Raw genomic sequence first — 17,881 nt, 5'->3', positions numbered from 1 at the left:
AGATGGCGTTCATGGCCGCGGCGACATCTGCTCTGACTCCTGATGTTCGGGCAGCATTTCGCCATTATCCAACGCTTCATCTTCCTGCGCCGTTTCCGGGTAAAGCTCCGGGTAGAGATGCCGTTCGGCCTGCCTGGCGTCGAAAGTGTCGGACCATTTGGCGACCACCACGGTAGCCACGCCGTTGCCGACGGTGTTGCAGGTGGCGATCGCCATCGACATAAAGCGGTAGACGCCGAAAATCAGCGCCAGACCCTCAACGGGCAGGATGCCGGTCGATGTCACGGTGGCGGCAAATACCACGAACGAGCCGCCGGACACCGTCGCGGCCCCTTTGGAGGTCAGCAGCATCAGCAGCAAGATGCCGATCTGGGTTTCCAGCGACAGCGGAATGCCGTAGGCATGGGAAATAAACATCACGCCCATGGACATAAAGATGGATGTGCCGTCAAGGTTAAAGGCATAACCTGTCGGCAGCACCAGCCCCACGGTCTGCTTGGCGCACCCCAGGCGTTCGAGCTTGATCAGCATGCGCGGCAAAACGCTTTCGGAGGAAGCTGTGCCGAGGACGATGATAAGCTCATCTTTGATATAGCGCAGGAAGCGCCAGAGACTAAACCCCGCCAGCCGGGCGATCAGCCCCATGCCGAGGATAACGAAGAGCGCAATCACCGCGTAAAACACCAGCACCAGTTCCGCCAGGGCCAGTAATACGGAGGAACCATTGCTCCCCACCGAGTAGGCCACCGCGCCGAAGGTGCCCAGCGGCGCGAGTTTCATCACCAGATTAATAAACGCGAACAGCACTTCGGAGATCATATCCAGGCTGTCGTTGACCCGCTTACGGCGCTCGGCCGGGATGGCGAGGATGCCGATACCCACCATCACCGCCAGTACCACCACCTGTAGCAGTTCCCCTTTAGCAAAGGCGCCGATGAAATTGTCAGGCACGATATGCAGCAAAAATTCGCCAAAACCGGGCGTGGTCGCGGCCTGGATATCCAGCGCGGGGGCGCCGTTTTCCGGCGGCGACATGCCGCTGCCGATCTTGATGACATTACCCGCCATCAGCCCCAGGAGCAGGGCGAAGGTCGATACCACTTCGAAGTAGACGAAAGCGCGCCAGCCTACCCGCCCGGCGCTGCGGGCGTCGCCCGCGGAGGCGATGCCGTGAACGATGGTCAGGAAGACCAACGGCGCGACGCCGGCCTTGATCAGATTGAGAAACATATCGCCCAACAGCTTGAATTGCGTGGCGAATGACGGAAAAATAAAGCCGACGACAATCCCCAGAATGAGTGAGATGAAAACCTGGGTTCCCAGACGACGATACCAGGGGGGCCGTTTTGCTGTGCCTGTTGTGACATGGGAAGTATTCATTGCGTTTGTATCCCCCATGATTTAGAAAAAAGATGTAACCAGAGGACCTTAAGATGCGGAACCATCGGAAGCCCTCACTCGATATGTCCGAACTTGTTTGTATAAATATGTTCGTACATTTTGAAAATAATGTGTTTCTTTGTTACGGAACAGTAGTCGTTTTCACATTCTGTGACGCACCGCGTATTCACTTAGTTTTATAATTATTTTAAATGGCTTAACGGTTATAAAAATGGGCAAGCTCAACTACACCCAACTGGCGCGCCAGTTAATGGAAGGTATTACGCAGGGATGTTTTCCGCTGGGTTCGCTGTTACCTACCGAGCTCCAGCTGTGCGAACTCTATGGCACCAGCCGTCACACCGTGCGTGCCGCCCTTAATGAGCTGCAACAGCTCGGCTTGGTTACGCGCCGGAAAAATGTCGGCACACGGGTTACCGCCACTCAGGTACGCAACGATTTTCAACCGACGCTGGCGTCGCTTGATGAGCTGATCCAATTCGGTAAGGAACATATCCGCGCAGTCCAGAACATCGGCCCTGTTCAAGTGACGGGCGAACTGGCCAGAGAGCTATCCTGCTCCCCGGATAGTCTGTGGCTGCGCATTTCGGGCCTGCGGCTACAGGAAAGCGGACGTCTGCCGATCGGCTGGAGCGATATCTATATCGAGCCGGATTATGCGGAAATCGTGGCGGATGTGCACCGGCAGCCGGGCACGCTGGTCTGCTCCCTGATCGAAAGCCGTTTTGGGCGACGCGTGGCGGGAGTCCGGCAGGAGATCCGCGCCTGCACCGTGACGAATGGCGCGATGGCGAAAGCGCTGCGGCTGAAAACCGGCGCCGCCGCGCTGAAGATCGTGCGGCATTATCTGGACGTTACGGGACGGGCATTTGTCATTTCGGTGACGGTGCATCCGGAAGAACGTTTTTCCGTGGTGCTACAGCTCAGGCGGTCGGAGATGGCAAAATAATCGTATGCTCCTCACATTGCCGTACTTCAGCGCTGTGTGAAAAGACTTGCTCATTTTTTATCCCCGCAGGTTAGCGCCAGCTTGGCGTAGAAATCTTCCAGCGTGAAACGGGCATCAACGGCGTTATATACGCGAATCTGGCGCGCGCCGGGCTGCGGAGCATAGGTGAGATCGTCATTCAGCAGCGGCGCATCGCGCAGGGTATAGTTGTATTCATGCTCGTCGAGCAGCAGAGAGACGGACGGATTATCCCCCAATACCCACACCTCGCTTTTCGGCCAGGGCACATCTTTCATAACGGCGGAAATCATCTTGTTGAAATCAATCAGTTGCCGCCACAGATATTCTCCTGTTTCACCTTGCGGTTTGACTCTTGCGGCCAGTTCCGCCAGCGAGACTCGGACCGACATATAGACATTGTGCGGCACTTGCCACAGCGCAACCTGCGACTTAAAGACCTCATTCGCGGCGACAGGATCGTTGAACATATTGTATTCCCATCCGCCTTGCGGGTAAGGCATGCCGCCGATCCACACCACCGTCATTCTGGAAGCAATGCGCGGTTCGGCCCGCAACGCGGCGGCGATATCGGTGATAGGCCCCATCACCAGAACAAACAGCGGGTTACTATCCTCTTTCAGTGCTTCTCGAATCAACGCTTGCGCGCCTTCGCTCAGCTCCGTCTGTTTGTCGCCTTCAGCCAGTTCCCGCTTTGCGCCCCGATAGATGGGCACATCCGCTTTTCCCATCACCTTCATCAAACGCTGCAACTCGTTGTAGCTCTCCATCATGCTGTTTTCGCCATCGCGCTTCATCATCGGTGCGGTACGGGCATAATGCGCGGCGATAAGCCCCTTAACCTTCATCGTCGGCGTCAATACCGCATGCGCCACCGCAAAATCATCATCCGCTTCGTTTTTGGCATCGGCGCTGATGACGACGCGAATCTGTTTATGTTGCACAACCTCGAAAGGCTGACACTGAGCCGCAGCAATAAAGGAACAGCATGCCAGCAGCGCCACGCCGATCCTGACCATTTGAGGAAAATACCGTTTAATAGACATAGGGTTATACTCAAAATAAAATATTTAGGTGGGTAGCGGGCAGAACGAACGCCCGCCATAAAATACATTGCTTACCACCAAACTTCCGCCTGTACCCCGACGGTAAACTGATCGCTCTTGGCATCGGCAAACTGGAACTGGCTGATTTCATTATCCAGCGCCTTCAGATAGGTGCCATAGAAGCGAATTTCAGGACGCGAGGTCAGCAGGCTGGTGTCCACCTTAAAGGTATGGAACAGCGTGGTTTTGTAACCGGACTCATGGTATTCCACGCCGCCGGCGCGGTTTTTCTGATCGAACCAGCCCAGTTCCACGCCGGTCTGATTGTTATTATCCCAAATATAGGCCGGACGAATAACCGCGCGTGCGCTTTCGAAATCGCTATGGGCGCCGGTATCGTAGCTGTAGATATCGCTGCCCCAGGCATAGACCAGGGCATTAGCCATGATGATATCGGGACGCAAATATATTTCCCCCTGGGAAATCAGGCGGTATGCCTTGCCATAGGAGTGTTCGCCGTAGTAGTCGTCGCCATAGCCGTAAGAAGGATTCGAATCGGAAATCAGGGCAAAACCGCTGGCGATGGAATTATCGGCCGCCTGCAAGGTGTACTCATTGAACCCGCCGCCGGCGAAATTTTGCCGCAGAATGGCCCCGGCGTGCCAGGCGTCCTTCACGCTGTAATAGCTGCCGTCGTCTTCATTCTTGCGGTTGGTGTCGTTGCGGTTCGCCATTACATATCTGCCGAACACCTCCAGCGTCGCGTTTTCCCACAGCGGGATCTCTTTATAGCGCAGATCGATGCCGTTGGTATTCACTTGCTGGCTATTGCCCGAGGCGTCGTAATCCACCGCGTGGGCGTTCAGATCCTGCCGGGTCAGCGACACATTCAGCTTGCCGGGGCCGAGCTGCCAGTTCTCAATGCCGATACCGGAACCGGAGTTGGTGCGGTGGCTCTTCCAATCCAGCATCTGAATCTCATAGACCGGCAAATTATGTTTCCCCACCCAGAAATCGGCTTCCGGCGCAAAGGGCAGGAATCCTTTGGTGGTCAGATAGATATCTGAAAAAGCGAGCACGTTTTCCGTACTGCTGTCGAACCATCCGCCGTTGTACTGCAAGCCGACGTTACCGTCCAGCATCACCACGGCCTTCGCCATCTTACCATCGCGATCGTACACTTTTTGCGCCAGTTCCAGATCGAACCAGGCGCCATTTTCATTGCCAAAGCGCCCCACGGAACCAATGGCGTAGGACTTCGGCGCGCCACGCGTTCCGGTGCTCCAACCGGAACGGAAATAGCCGCGATAGCTGAAGCCGATATCGTCTTTAACGTATTTACTTATCTCATCCAGCGTCAGCTCCTGCTGCCGCGCGGCGCCGGTGGTCGACGCGCCCGCCGTGACGGATGCGCCCTGCGCCGTTTCTCCCGCTGTGGCGCTTACCGGTACGGCAATACGCTCTTTGCCCGTCAGGCCGGCGCTATTGGCCGCGATGAGCGTTTGCTGCTTATCGACAAGGGTTTTATATTCCTGTAACTCTTTTCTTGTCGATTGCAACGCCTGTTTATTCTCCGCCAATTCTTTTTCCAATAACTCCAGTCTTTCTTCGACCGTCAATCTGGCGCCAATAGCACTATTGGATACAAGCGCTGAAGATATTAATAATACAATCAGCTTCAGAGTATTTTTCTTATGCATAATATTATTCCAAGTACAATACATGGTTGAATGAGAGACAAGAAAATTCCTGATGAACGGAGTCATCATCTTCATTTTTTATAAAATGGCGTCGATGCAGCTGCACTGACTATTTTTTATGGCAAAGTTCCCTTATAACGTTAAAAATAGCTCGCAGAGATGGTTATTTATTGTTATTTTCCCTATGCGGTAAAACGGTTACGAATAAAATAACTCGGCGTACAACTCCAGGCATGGCAATAACTATTAGCTCGCTTTATTCTCTTCCGCACGCAGGGGCAATGCCTTAATACAAGATGCAACAACTGCCGCTTTAATTAACAGTTCTCTTCTGTTCATTTTTCGTCCTGTTGACTGTGGCGATTACCTGAAGATAAGCGATGGCTGTCGCTTATCTTCCCGCCGTAATTCACCCGCTGCGGATTTACTTCAGCGATCCCCCATTGCTGTCGATAACCCCTTTGTACCAGTAAAAGCTTTTCTTTCTCTTGCGCTCCAGCGTGCCCTCGCCCCGGTCATCACGATCGACATAAATAAAACCGTAGCGCTTCGACATTTCCGCTTTCGACGCGCTCACCAAATCGATCGGCCCCCAACTGGTATAGCCCAGCACCTCGACGCCGTCTTCCAGCGCTTCAGCGACCTGAACCAGATGATCGTTAAGATACTGAATGCGGTAGTCGTCGTTGATGCTGCCATCGCTTTCAATCCGGTCTTTGGCGCCCAGACCGTTCTCCACGATAAACAGCGGTTTCTGGTAGCGGTCATACAGCACATTCAACAGGATGCGCAGCCCTTCGGGATCGATCTGCCAGCCCCATTCCGAGCTGTCCAAATGCGGATTCGGCACCATATTCAGGATATTCGCGCGCGCCTTTTGGTTAAGTTGCTCATCCGTCGTCACGCAGCCGCTCATGTAATAGCTAAAGGAAATGAAATCGACGGTTTCTTTAAGCGAGGCCCGATCGTCATCGGTGATCTGCAACTCGATGGCACGCTGTTTAAAGAAGCGCTTCATATAGGCGGGATAAGCGCCGCGCACCTGGACATCGCCGAAAAACATCCACTCCCGATTCTGCTGCAAGGCTTCCAGCACGTCGGCTGGCTTGCAGGTCAGCGGGTACAGCAGCCCGCCTAACAACATGTTGCCGATTTTTGCATCGGGAATAATTTCATGACAGGCTTTCACCGCCTTCGCGCTGGCGACCAGTTGGTGATGGATAGCCTGATAAACGGCCGCTTTGTCGCTCTCTTCCGGTAGACCGACGCCGGTAAACGGGGCATGCAGCGACATATTGATTTCGTTAAACGTCAGCCAGTATTTCACCTTGTGCTGAAAACGCTGAAACACCGTGCGGGCATAGCGTTCAAAAAAGGCGATCGTCCGCCGATTGCCCCAGCCGCCATGGTTTTTCACCAGGCCATACGGCATTTCATAATGTGATAATGTCACTAATGGTTGAATGTGATGTTTGGCCATCTCGTCAAACAAGCGATCGTAAAATGCCAGGCCGGCTTCATTCGGCGTCTCCTCATCACCCTGTGGAAAAATGCGCGTCCAGGCGATCGACGTGCGCAGACACTTGAAGCCCATTTCGGCAAACAGCGCGATATCTTCCGGATAGCGATGGTAGAAATCGATCGCCACATCCTTTATTCCGCTGTCTCCCGCGGTTCTTTCCACTATCTCGCCAAACACGCCCTGCGGCTGCAAATCGGAGGTGGATAACCCTTTACCGTCCGTCAGGTAAGCGCCTTCCACCTGATTGGCGGCAAGCGCGCCGCCCCATAAAAAACTGTCGGGAAAACGATGACTCATGGCTAATCTCCTTCTCAATTCGATTATTAAATGTTTTAAATCAACGAACTAGCGTTAACAACGGCGCCTGTTCGGATACGGCCCCCTGCGCCGCAGGCAACACATCGATGTAGTCGTCGCTGTTGGTGATAATCACCGGGGTGGTGATGTCATATCCTGCCGCTTCAATGGCTTGATAATCAAATTCCACCAGCAGATCGCCCTGCTTCACCGCATCCCCGGTTTTAACGTGAGCGGTAAAGTGCTGTCCGTTCAGTTTTACGGTATCAATTCCGACGTGAATCAATATTTCGGTGCCTTCATCAGACTCCAGGCCGATCGCATGGTTGGTTTTGAACAGCGATGCGACCGTACCATTGACCGGCGAAACCACTCGCCCGGACTGCGGCTTGATGGCAATACCTTTTCCCAGCAAACCACTGGCAAAGGTCTGATCGCCAACCTGTTCCAATGGCAGGGACTCACCGGCGATCGGGCTGCCGACGGACTGTTGGCGTGTCAAAGCGGTTCCTTTTCGCGTAGTGTCGGATGCCGCCGGAATTTCCGCTTCGGGGGCGGATTTTATACCAAACAGCCAACTGGCCGTGGTGGCGAAAATAAAGGCGATCGCCGTACCGATAATGCCCGCCCACACCGAGACATCTATCCCGGTGGCGGGGATAAGCTGGGTAAAGGTGAAGATGCTCGGCAGCCCGAACGAATACTGCGTGGTGTGGAAATAGCCGATGATCGATGCGCCAATGGCCCCGCCGATACAGCCAAAGAAGAAAGGACGGCGCAGCGGCAGGGTAACGCCGTAGACCGCGGGTTCGGTTATGCCGAAGATCCCCGCTGAAAATGCCGACCCGGCGATGCCTTTCAGTTTCATATCCCGCGTACGTAAAAACACCCCCAGCGCCGCGCCGGCCTGCGCCAGCACCGCCGGCAGCAGCAGCGGCATCAATGTGTCATGCCCCAATGCGCTGAAATTATTAATCATTAGTGGAACAAATCCCCAGTGCAGGCCGAAGATGACGCAAACCTGCCACATGGCGCCCATAAACGCCCCGGCAATCGTCGGGCTGGCGCCATAGATAAGCTGATAACCGTTAGCCAATTGCTGGCTCAGCCAGGTCGCTATCGGGCCGATCAATAAAAACGTCAGCGGCACGGTAATTAGCAGACACAGCGCCGGAGTAAAAAAGTTACGGATATTGGCATGTAATATCGCATTCAATGGCTTTTCCAACCGGCAGGAAACCCATGATGCGAAAATGATTGGAATAACGGATGACGCATAATTGATAAAGGTAATCGGGATCCCCAGAAAATGCTGCGGTTGATAATCCGCGGCCGACATGGCATTAAATGCGGCGAGCATGGTCGGATGAACCAGCGCGCCGCCAATGGTCATGGTGACAAAGGTATTGCCGCCGAACTTTTTACCTGCGGTATAACCTAGAATAATCGGAAGAAAATAAAATAATGAATCACTGGCTGAAAATAAAATCTTATAGGTTCCGCTATTTTCAGTTAACCAATTGCAGGCCAGGCTTAGCGCCAGAAATCCCTTCAATATCCCTGATGCGGCCATAATCCCCATCAGCGGGGTAAAAATGCCGGCAATAATATCGATAAAGCGTGAGAAAAGATTTTCTTTTGACTGTCCGTCATCGTTATCGGATGCAGAGCAGTCGGTTATGCCTGAAACATTAAGAAAATCATTATATACCTCGTTTACATGATTACCGATAACCACCTGAAACTGACCGCCGCTTTCGACCACCATAATAATTCCCGGATTATTCTTAAGCGCCGTAATATCCGCCTTCTTTCTGTCCTTTAATTTAAACCGCAGTCGCGTAGCGCAATGCAACACGCTGTTCACATTGCTACTGCCGCCAACGCCTTCAAGTATCTCACCAGCTAATGTCTTGTATTTCATTGTCTATCCTTAACACTCAGCAACAACACAAATAAATCAGAGCGTTATGAGCGCCCAATGCCGTTTTAAACGAAAAAAACCTAAACCGTTTTTCTCTCGTCACCATCATGGCTCGTGAAAGAATCGGTTTAGGTTTTGCCTGTAAAGCTGATAGCCAGCGATACAGTTACAATCCAGATTTTCTTAAAACTGTTAATGGGAAAATTCTATTATCCAAGATAACGTCGCTGCAAGTAACTTATTCCCTCTTAACAGCATTCTGTGATGAATAGCAAACTTTCCTTTTTACTTCACCGTCTGATTTTTTCCAACGGTTCTGTTCTTACCCGTTCAATATGGATGGTCAGGAACATTAACTCTTCTTTCGTCAAATGATATTGATACTGTTGTTCGATATGCATCTGTATCTTTTCAGCGCAGAGATAGGCTATCTGATATTTTTCCTTAACCACATCGTGTAGTGATTCATCATCACTGGATACCGTATTTTTCCCAATCAGCCGTTGCGCAAAAAACTTAAGATGGGTAACGAAGCGATGATAGCTTAAGGCCTGTTCATTATAATCCAGACTTAACTGATATTTAACAATATTCAGAATTTCCTGCATGATCTTGGTTATCTGAATCACTTCCGGCATTTCACTATCAAGCTGGGCATTGATTAAATGTAACGCAATAAAACCGGCTTCGTCTTCCGGCAAGCGTACGGCCAGGCGTTGCTCAATAATATCCAACGCTTCCAGACTTACGCTGAATTCTTTTGGATAAAGACGTTTGATTTCCCATAGCAATACATTGCGGATATCTATCCCCTGCCTGTGGCGCTCTATCGCAAAATGGCAGTGATCGGTCAACGAAATGTAGATGCTGTTTTGCAGCTTTCCCGGCAAACGCTCCTTCGCCAGCAAAATGATTTTATCGGCGGTCGTGATCACCTCCAGCGGGATCTCGGAAAGCAGCTCCTTCAGACGTGATGTCAATTCACTGCTTTTCATAACGAACACTCTTTCAATCAGCGATTCGTCCAGCCGATCGCCGGCATGTTTTTTGAAACCCAGCCCCCGGCCCATGACAACCGACTCATTGTCGTTTTCGTCGATAACCGTCACGACATTATTGTTGAGTATCTTGGCAATTTTCATTATTCATACCCTGGAAACAAAAAAACCAGACGCCCGTTGAAAGAACGGAGTCTGGTTTTGCCTGCTTACGCAGTAACAATCCTTAATGGTGGACAAGCTACCATTAATCATGATCTTCTCAACTCCGTCGGAACAGAAACGTGATATCGATCGAAAGAAAACATTCTGTTTACATATCCTTTTCTTTTTTGCGAAAAAAAGTGATCGAGAACACATTATTATACAACACCATGACTCCCCTGCTTAACGATTGCCGAGGCCGATCACAGGCAGTTGCGCAACTAAGTCTGGTAAAAACCACAAATCGTCCTTTTTTTGCGTAAACGGGTTAAAATATGCGACTTGCGGCCATCTACCACCTTGTTTCTCATTGACTAATAACTATAATACGGAACGTTGTTTCGATTGAATGGTTTCAGCTAATCGACGTGCCACTATCATTAGAACCGTTATCAACGGCATTGCTTACCCTTATCCCGATGCTCAAACGCGGTAATCGGACGCGCTTCATCATCTATACTTTATTCTTCCTGGCCGTTGCCAAACGCATTTTTTCCGGAAGTCGCTCTATGCCAACTGCCGGTTCACTCGCTTTTTATCCATCACAACTTGTAGAAGCTATCGTATGAAAAAGACAAAAATTGTTTGCACCATCGGGCCTAAAACGGAATCAGAAGAAATGCTGAGCAATCTGCTGAACGCCGGAATGAATGTTATGCGCCTGAACTTCTCGCACGGGGATTACGCTGAACATGGTCAACGCATCAAAAACCTGCGCGCCGTGCTGGCAAAAACCGGTAAGCAGGCCGCTATTCTTCTTGACACCAAAGGACCGGAAATCCGCACCATGAAGCTGGAAAACGGCGCCGACGTTTCGCTGACCGCGGGCCAGACATTCACCTTCACCACCGACTCGAGCGTGATCGGCAATAGCCAGCGCGTTGCGGTTACCTATGCCGGCTTCCCTGAAGATCTGAGCGTCGGCAACATCGTTCTGGTCGATGACGGCCTGATCGGCATGGAAGTGACCGCCATCAACGGTAATGAAGTCGTTTGCAGGGTCCTGAACAATGGCGATCTGGGCGAAAATAAAGGCGTTAACCTGCCGGGCGTCTCCATCCAGCTGCCGGCTCTGGCGGAAAAAGACAAACGCGACCTGATTTTTGGCTGCGAACAGGGCGTCGATTTCGTTGCCGCTTCCTTTATCCGCAAACGCTCCGATGTTGAAGAAATTCGAGCGCACCTGCAGCAGCACGGCGGCGAACACATCCAGATCATTTCCAAGATCGAAAACCAGGAAGGTCTGAACAATTTTGACGAAATTCTGGATGCGTCCGACGGCATTATGGTTGCCCGCGGCGATCTCGGAGTCGAAATTCCGGTTGAAGAAGTGATTTTCGCCCAGAAGATGATGATCGAGAAATGTAACCAGGCCCGTAAAGTCGTTATCACGGCAACGCAGATGCTGGATTCAATGATTAAAAACCCACGCCCTACCCGCGCGGAAGCCGGTGACGTCGCCAACGCCATCATTGACGGCACCGATGCGGTGATGCTGTCCGGCGAAAGCGCCAAAGGGAAATACCCGCTTGAGTCCGTCACTATCATGGCGACCATTTGCCGCCGTACCGACACCGTGATGAAAGCCCGTCTGGATGCCATCAAGCCGTTGGGTAAACTGCGCATCACCGAGGCCGTATGCCGCGGCGCGGTTGAAACGGCTGAGAAACTGGACGCGCCGCTTATCGTCGTGGCGACCAGCGGCGGCAAGTCGGCCAAGTCGATCCGTAAATACTTCCCCAATGCCCGCATCCTGGCGCTGACGACCAATGAGCTCACCGCCCGCCAGCTTCTGCTGAGCAAAGGCGTGGATACGCTGCTGGTAAAAGAAATCGCCTCCACCGATGATTTCTACCGTATCGGTAAGGAAGCGGCGCTAAACAGCGGCCACGCGCAGGCCGGCGATGTGGTGGTGATGGTTTCCGGCGCGCTGGTGCCAAGCGGCACCACCAATACCGCGTCGGTGCACCGTCTGTAAATCCGTTACGCTTCCACATATTAAAAAAGCGCCTTTGACGGCGCTTTTATATATTCTGCGGTTATCATGCTTATCCGTAGCGCGCTAAATTAATTCCTTTATTCGACAGGCCATTTTAATAGCAAAAAGCTCAGACTATTCCGATGGAAATGACGCTGTTTTCTTTACTTTTTTCATTGTTCCGCAAAACTCGCTGCTTCTTTGAGCGAACGATCAAAATTAAGCATGTTCTCATCAAAAATTTATTCTCATTAGAAAAAAGTTTGTGTAATACTTGTAATGCTACATGGAGATTAACTCAATCTAGAGGGTATTAATAATGAATCGTACTAAACTGGTACTGGGCGCGGTAATTCTGGGTTCTACACTGCTGGCTGGTTGTTCCAGCAACGCTAAAATTGACCAGCTGTCTTCTGACGTTCAGACTCTGAACGCTAAAGTTGACCAACTGAGCAACGACGTGAACGCAATCCGCTCTGACGTACAGGCTGCTAAAGACGACGCAGCTCGTGCCAACCAGCGTCTGGACAACCAAGTTCGCACTTACAAAAAGTAATCGAACTGGTTAAGTAGTAAAAATGGCGCACATTGTGCGCCATTTTTTTGTCTGCGTTTTTTCGCTTCACAGGCTTGCACTTGTCGGGGCGCGCCGTAGCGCGGCACCCACCCCGGCCACAGAACGCCCTCAGCCGGGTTTATTCCCGCTATCTTACCGGGAGGCGCTGACGGAGGTGATTGGCGCGCCCTGCGGCGACGCTGCGTCTTCAGAGACCGACTGTATAGGCTCCTGATAGGTATTGATATCCTGCCCGACATTTACCAGAATCGGCATCCCGGAACGCCGCACGATGGCGTCCGCGACGGTTTTGGCGTCGGTCTCATCGTCATCAATAAATTTTTTGGTCTTTTTATTGATGCTGATCGGCATAGTCTGCGGGTCATCCCGATCGGTTTTGGACAACGGCTGGTGAACCTCCACGTAACGTTTACCGTCCGGCTCAACCGATGTTTTAAGCGCATCATTGATGATTTGCACCCGCGTACCGACCGGAACGGCGTTAAACAGCGCTTCGATATCGTCCGGCCGCAAGCGGATGCAGCCGGAACTGACGCGCATGCCGATACCAAAATTCGCATTCGTTCCATGAATCAGGTACACGCCGCCGTGCGCCGCCAGACGTAACGCGAACAGTCCCATCGGGTTATCCGGCCCGGCGGGTACCACCGCCGGCAGCGTAATGCCCTGCTCTTCCAGATAATGTTTGCGGATATTCGCCGTTGGCGTCCAGGTCGGATTGGCCCGCTTTTCAGAAACAGAGGTGACCATCAGCGGAGTTTTGCGCCCCAGTTGACCAATGCCGATGGGATAGACGATGACGGTATTTTTACCTTTCGGATAATAATAAAGCCGCAGTTCCGCAAGGTTGACCACAATGCCCTCACGCGGCGTATCCGGCAGCAGCATCTGCGTGGGGATGGTTAAGGTCGAACCGGCCTGCGGCAGATAGGGGTCGGTTCCGGGATTCGCTTCCAGCATGCCTAATAGGCCAATCTTGAAATCAGCGGCAATAGCTTCCAGCGGACGGCCATCATCGGGGACGGTATAGGCGATGTTCTCGCCGATAAGGCGACTGCCCGGCGGCGGCAACGGATATTCCGTGGCGCCGGCTGCGCCGCTGCCTGCCAGATACGTGGCGAATACCAGACCAAGTAAAGTTAACGCGCGTTTCATACAAAGTTCCCTACGTCACTGATTTATGCAGGTTTATAAACGATGTCCGGTTCTTTATTCAGCAACCGGTATCATGCTTATGCAATATTAGCATTGTGGTAACAAAATTATCTTTTATTTGAAAATCAAGGGATTGATATTCAATTCTTTACAAATATCCGTTTCAGGATAAATTTTGGCGGGGGATAAATCTACGGGACTCATTCTGAAATATCAGAAGGATACTTCAAAATGAGTCCCGCAGGATTGCGCGCTATAAAACATCGCCCGGATTGAAGGCCGGGCGTTTTTTCGCGGAAATAAGAAGTAAATGGCGAACGCTTAGGACAACCCCGCCGCCCGCGCGCGAATGGCCCGGAGCATGGCTTCCAACCCCTGGGAGCGGGATGGCGTCAGATGCTGGGTCAACGCCAGTTCCTGAAAGAAAGGACGCACGTCCAGCGCAACGATTTCCTGCGCACTCAGCCCCTGATAAAGGCTGAACACCACGGCGATCAGCCCTTTGACGATGGCCGCATCGCTGTCGCCATGCAGGGTCACCCGACCCTGATCATCAGGCTGCATCACTATCCATACCTGACTCTGGCAACCGGCAATCAGATTTTCCGGCCGGCGCCATGCCTCGGGCAGCGGCTCCAGCCGCGCACCCAATTCAATAATATAAAGATATTTTTCTTCCCAGTTATGACAGCGCGAAAAATTACGCACCAATTTCTGCGGATCCGGCAGACTTGCCATTTTTTCCTCCCCAGGCGACAAAGCGGCGCTTAGTTGCCCAGTAATCGATGGATACGTTGCAACCCGGCAACCAGCCGGTCTATTTCTTCGCGGGTAGTATAAACGGCCAGCGAGGCGCGGCACATACTGGAAACGGCATAGTGCTCCATCAGCGGCATCGCGCAGTGGTGACCGGTGCGAATGGCAATTCCATACTGGTCGAGGAAACTTCCGACATCATAGGCATGGTGCCGCCCGAGGTTAAAGGCGATAACGCCCTTTCTCTCCGCCGGGCCGTACAGCGTCAAATCAGGAACCTGGGCCAGCGCCTCCAGCGCATAGCTCATCAGCGCGGACTCATAGCGCTGGATCGCCTCGCGTCCCAGCGCCGTGACATAGCTTAGCGCCGCGCCCAGCCCCATAATGCCGGCGGTATTCGGCGAACCGGCCTCAAAACGCCATGGCGCATCGGCATAGGTGGTGCCGGCGCTCAGGCTGACTTCGCGGATCATCGCCCCGCCGCCTTCCCACGGCGGCATCGCCTGCAACAGCGCGCTTTTGGCATACAACACGCCGATCCCCGACGGACCGTAGATTTTATGCCCGGAAAAGACGAAGAAATCACAATCCAGATCCTGCACGTCGACGGGCTGATGCATAATCGACTGCGCGCCGTCCACCAGAACCACCGCCCCGGCGGCTTTTGCCTGCGCGATAATCTCTTTCACCGGATTCAGGGTGCCCAGCACATTTGAAATATGGGTCACCGCCACCAGGCGGGTGCGGTCATCCAACGAGGCGCGGAGCCGGGTCAGGTCCAGCGTTCCGTCCGCCGCCAGCGGCAATACGCGGATTTCAATTCCCCGCGCCTGCGCCAGCATCTGCCAGGGAACGATATTCGCGTGATGCTCCATCTCGGTAATGAGCAGGTTGTCACCGGGCTGGAGGAACGTGTGTCCGTAGCTGTTGGCCACCAGATTAATGGCCTCCGTGGTACCGCGAACAAAGACGATCTCTTCCGCCGAAGCTGCGTTGATAAAGGCGGCGACCTGTTCGCGTACGCCCTCCATGGCGCTGGTGGCCTGCGCGCTCAGGGTATGAATGCCGCGATGGACGGCGGCGTATTCATGCTGGTAAAACGCCGTTTCACGGTCGATCACCGCCTGGGGTTTTTGTGCGCTGGCGGCGCTGTCCAGGTAAGCAAGGGGTTGTCCGTTCACTTCCGTCGCCAGCAGCGGGAAATCGGCCCGAACCCGTTCGATTGGATAAGTCATAGCTCCGCCTTCAATAAATCGTCCTGTGCGTTCGGCAGGCGCAGCGCAATACGTTTTAAGATCACATCCCGTAGTGACTCATCGGCAATGGCTTCCGTCAACTCGGCGGCAAAAGCGAAGATGATCATCTGGTGCGCGTCCTGCCGGGTTATGCCGCGTGAACGCAGGTAGAACAGCTGCTCCTCGTCCATACGGCCGATGGTGGCGCCGTGGCTGCATTTCACGTCGTCGGCATAGATTTCCAACTGCGGCTTGGTATCCACTTCGGCCAACCGCCCCAGCAGCAGGTTATTGTTGGTCATCTGACCGTCGGTTTTCAGCGCGCGGGGAGCGACCTTGATCATACCGTTAAACACCGCCTTGGCGCGGTCGTTGACAATGGTTTTATGCAGCTGGCGGCTCTCGCCGTAGCCGTCGTTATGCTCCAGATAGGTGCGGGTATCGCACACTTCGCTGCCGACGGGCATGATAAGGCTGTTAATCGCCAGATTGGCACCTTCGCCGTTCATCTGCGCGCTGGTGTGGTGGCGGGTCAGCCCCGCGCCCAGCAGGAAGCTGTGGCTGCGCACCTGCGCGTCGCGCGCCAGCACCAGATCGTTATGGGAAAAGTGGTAGCCGGCCGCCGCTTCAAACGCCAGCTTGATATGACCGACGCGGCTGTTTTCTCCGGCGCTGATCGTCAGGCGCGCGCCGGTAAAGTGCGCCTGCTCATCCAGGCTGACATAGTGTTCGATAATCTTCGCGCCAGCGCCGCGCTCCACGTTCAGGTGATGGCGATGGTGGACGGTATTCAGCGCGGCGTCCTGCCGACCGCTGCTGATATGCAGCAAATACAGCGGCTTTTCCGCCTGCTGCCCGGCGCGCAGGCGAATCAGCGTGCTGGCGGCGGCCAGGCTTTCCGTCAGGTGCAGAAACACCTCGGGCTGGACGGCGGCAGGCAGTTCGCCCTGAGCGCGCGATGCGTTGATATCAACCTGATAAGGCCCCCACTGGGTATCGCTGAGCTGCTCGTTGAACACGCCGTCAATAAATACCAGACGCCAGCAGTCAACCGGCAACGCCAGCGCATCCAGCGCCGCCCTGTCGACCTGCGGCGCCTTGGGGAGCACAAACTCGTGCGCCAGCAGCCCGTCGAGCGGAGTATATTTCCAGTGCTCGTGCTTACGCTGCGGCAACCCCAGGCGCCGCACTTCCTGCCAGTGCCGATGCGCCTCCGCCGATCGCCGGGCGCTATAGGTTTCAAACAGGTTATGCCACTGCTGCAAGGCCTGTTCCTGTTTGCGCTGCGTATTGGTTTTACTGTTGGTCGGTAAGCCAGCCATAGCCTTGCTCCTCCAACTGTTTCACCAGCGAGAAATCACCGGATTTAACAATGCGCCCCTGATACAGGACGTGAACGTAATCGGGCCGGATATAATCCAGAATACGCTGGTAGTGCGTGACGATAATAAATGCGCGCTGCTGGTTGCGCAGCGAATTCACGCCGTTGGCGACAATTTTCAGCGCATCGATATCCAGGCCGGAGTCGGTTTCATCCAGAATGCATAACTCCGGCTCAAGCGCCGCCATTTGCAGAATGTCGTTACGCTTCTTCTCGCCGCCGGAAAAACCGACGTTCACCGAACGGGTCAGCAAATCCTCCGGCATATTCAATAGTTTGATTTTGTCTTCGATAAAGTCGGCGAAGTCGAAACGGTCCAGAGGCTCCAGTTGGCGGTATTTGCGCACGGCGTTGACCGCGGTTTGCAGGAAGAACTGGTTGCTGACGCCGGGAATCTCCACCGGGTACTGAAACGCCATAAAGATGCCTTCGCCGGCCCGGTCTTCCGGGTCAAGCTCCAGCAGGTCCTTTCCTTTAAAACTCACCGTGCCGTCGGTCACTTCATACTCTTCACGCCCGGCCAGCGTCGCGGAGAGGGTGCTTTTCCCGGAACCGTTCGGCCCCATAATGGCATGGACCTCACCCGGCTTGACCTGGAGATTCAGCCCCTGAATGATTTCTTTGCCTTCTACGCTGACTTTCAGATTTTCAATACTTAACATGCTCTATCCTTCCGGCGTCTTACATCTGGTGACGCTCATCATTTTTGTGACCGATGATAAGAAATATCGGCAACCGAC

General features: G+C 53.4%; 14 protein-coding genes. 3 read left to right on the top strand and 11 right to left on the bottom strand.

Annotated elements, in window-relative coordinates; all coding sequences use genetic code 11:
- Positions 1-9: 9 nt before the first annotated feature.
- Positions 10-1,380 carry a cation:dicarboxylate symporter family transporter gene (locus EH206_RS08695; protein WP_009112405.1) on the bottom strand — a complete coding sequence of 457 codons (1,371 nt, stop codon included), beginning with the start codon at positions 1,378-1,380 and terminating at the stop codon, positions 10-12.
- A gap of 232 nt (positions 1,381-1,612) precedes the next feature.
- Here EH206_RS08695 and EH206_RS08690 point away from each other — a divergent pair, with 232 nt between their 5' ends.
- On the top strand, positions 1,613-2,350 hold the full coding sequence (locus EH206_RS08690; protein ID WP_009112404.1) for a GntR family transcriptional regulator: 738 nt from the start codon (positions 1,613-1,615) through the stop codon (positions 2,348-2,350).
- A 50-nt stretch (positions 2,351-2,400) separates the two neighbouring features.
- Here EH206_RS08690 and EH206_RS08685 read toward each other — a convergent pair whose 3' ends face one another.
- The 5 genes from EH206_RS08685 to licT form a co-directional block, all read right to left on the bottom strand.
- A complete protein-coding gene (locus EH206_RS08685) occupies positions 2,401-3,414 on the bottom strand; it encodes a nucleoside hydrolase (RefSeq protein WP_009112403.1) in 1,014 nt (337 codons plus the stop codon).
- A 71-nt stretch (positions 3,415-3,485) separates the two neighbouring features.
- Positions 3,486-5,114 (bottom strand): carbohydrate porin, encoded by a 1,629-nt coding sequence (locus EH206_RS08680; protein WP_009112402.1) that lies wholly within the window; start codon positions 5,112-5,114, stop codon positions 3,486-3,488.
- 424 nt (positions 5,115-5,538) lie between these two features.
- On the bottom strand, positions 5,539-6,933 hold the full coding sequence (locus tag EH206_RS08675; protein ID WP_009112401.1) for a glycoside hydrolase family 1 protein: 1,395 nt from the start codon (positions 6,931-6,933) through the stop codon (positions 5,539-5,541).
- Positions 6,934-6,973: 40 nt separating this feature from the next.
- Entirely contained in the window at positions 6,974-8,857 is a 1,884-nt protein-coding gene (gene bglF / locus EH206_RS08670) for a PTS beta-glucoside transporter subunit IIABC (protein ID WP_009112400.1), read from the bottom strand.
- Positions 8,858-9,147: 290 nt separating this feature from the next.
- A complete protein-coding gene (gene licT, locus EH206_RS08665) occupies positions 9,148-9,999 on the bottom strand; it encodes a BglG family transcription antiterminator LicT (protein WP_009112399.1) in 852 nt (283 codons plus the stop codon).
- A gap of 625 nt (positions 10,000-10,624) precedes the next feature.
- On the opposite strand from licT, the gene pykF reads away from it, so the two are divergent.
- Both pykF and EH206_RS08655 read left to right on the top strand, forming a co-directional pair.
- Positions 10,625-12,037, top strand: coding sequence for a pyruvate kinase PykF (pykF, locus tag EH206_RS08660; RefSeq protein ID WP_009112398.1), 1,413 nt, complete (start codon positions 10,625-10,627; stop codon positions 12,035-12,037).
- A 319-nt stretch (positions 12,038-12,356) separates the two neighbouring features.
- The gene (locus EH206_RS08655) at positions 12,357-12,593 is read left to right on the top strand and encodes a major outer membrane lipoprotein (protein WP_005970385.1); all 237 of its coding nucleotides are present in this window, start codon (positions 12,357-12,359) and stop codon (positions 12,591-12,593) included.
- Between the two features lie 153 nt (positions 12,594-12,746).
- Here EH206_RS08655 and EH206_RS08650 read toward each other — a convergent pair whose 3' ends face one another.
- The 5 genes from EH206_RS08650 to sufC form a co-directional block, all read right to left on the bottom strand.
- Positions 12,747-13,769: a L,D-transpeptidase family protein gene (locus tag EH206_RS08650; protein WP_009112397.1), complete on the bottom strand. Its 1,023-nt coding sequence runs from the start codon at positions 13,767-13,769 to the stop codon at positions 12,747-12,749.
- A gap of 321 nt (positions 13,770-14,090) precedes the next feature.
- Positions 14,091-14,507 carry a cysteine desulfuration protein SufE gene (gene sufE / locus EH206_RS08645; protein WP_009112396.1) on the bottom strand — a complete coding sequence of 139 codons (417 nt, stop codon included), beginning with the start codon at positions 14,505-14,507 and terminating at the stop codon, positions 14,091-14,093.
- A gap of 29 nt (positions 14,508-14,536) precedes the next feature.
- A complete protein-coding gene (sufS, locus tag EH206_RS08640; RefSeq protein WP_009112395.1) occupies positions 14,537-15,760 on the bottom strand; it encodes a cysteine desulfurase SufS in 1,224 nt (407 codons plus the stop codon).
- On the bottom strand, positions 15,757-17,082 hold the full coding sequence (gene sufD / locus EH206_RS08635; RefSeq protein ID WP_009112394.1) for a Fe-S cluster assembly protein SufD: 1,326 nt from the start codon (positions 17,080-17,082) through the stop codon (positions 15,757-15,759). The genes sufS and sufD overlap by 4 nt, the downstream gene beginning before the upstream one ends.
- The gene (gene sufC, locus EH206_RS08630; RefSeq protein WP_009112393.1) at positions 17,057-17,803 is read right to left on the bottom strand and encodes a Fe-S cluster assembly ATPase SufC; all 747 of its coding nucleotides are present in this window, start codon (positions 17,801-17,803) and stop codon (positions 17,057-17,059) included. The genes sufD and sufC overlap by 26 nt, the downstream gene beginning before the upstream one ends.
- Between the last annotated feature and the right edge of the window lie 78 nt (positions 17,804-17,881).

Source organism: Brenneria nigrifluens DSM 30175 = ATCC 13028 (assembly GCF_005484965.1).
Lineage (GTDB): Bacteria > Pseudomonadota > Gammaproteobacteria > Enterobacterales > Enterobacteriaceae > Brenneria > Brenneria nigrifluens.
This window is presented reverse-complemented; position numbering and strand designations above follow the sequence as displayed.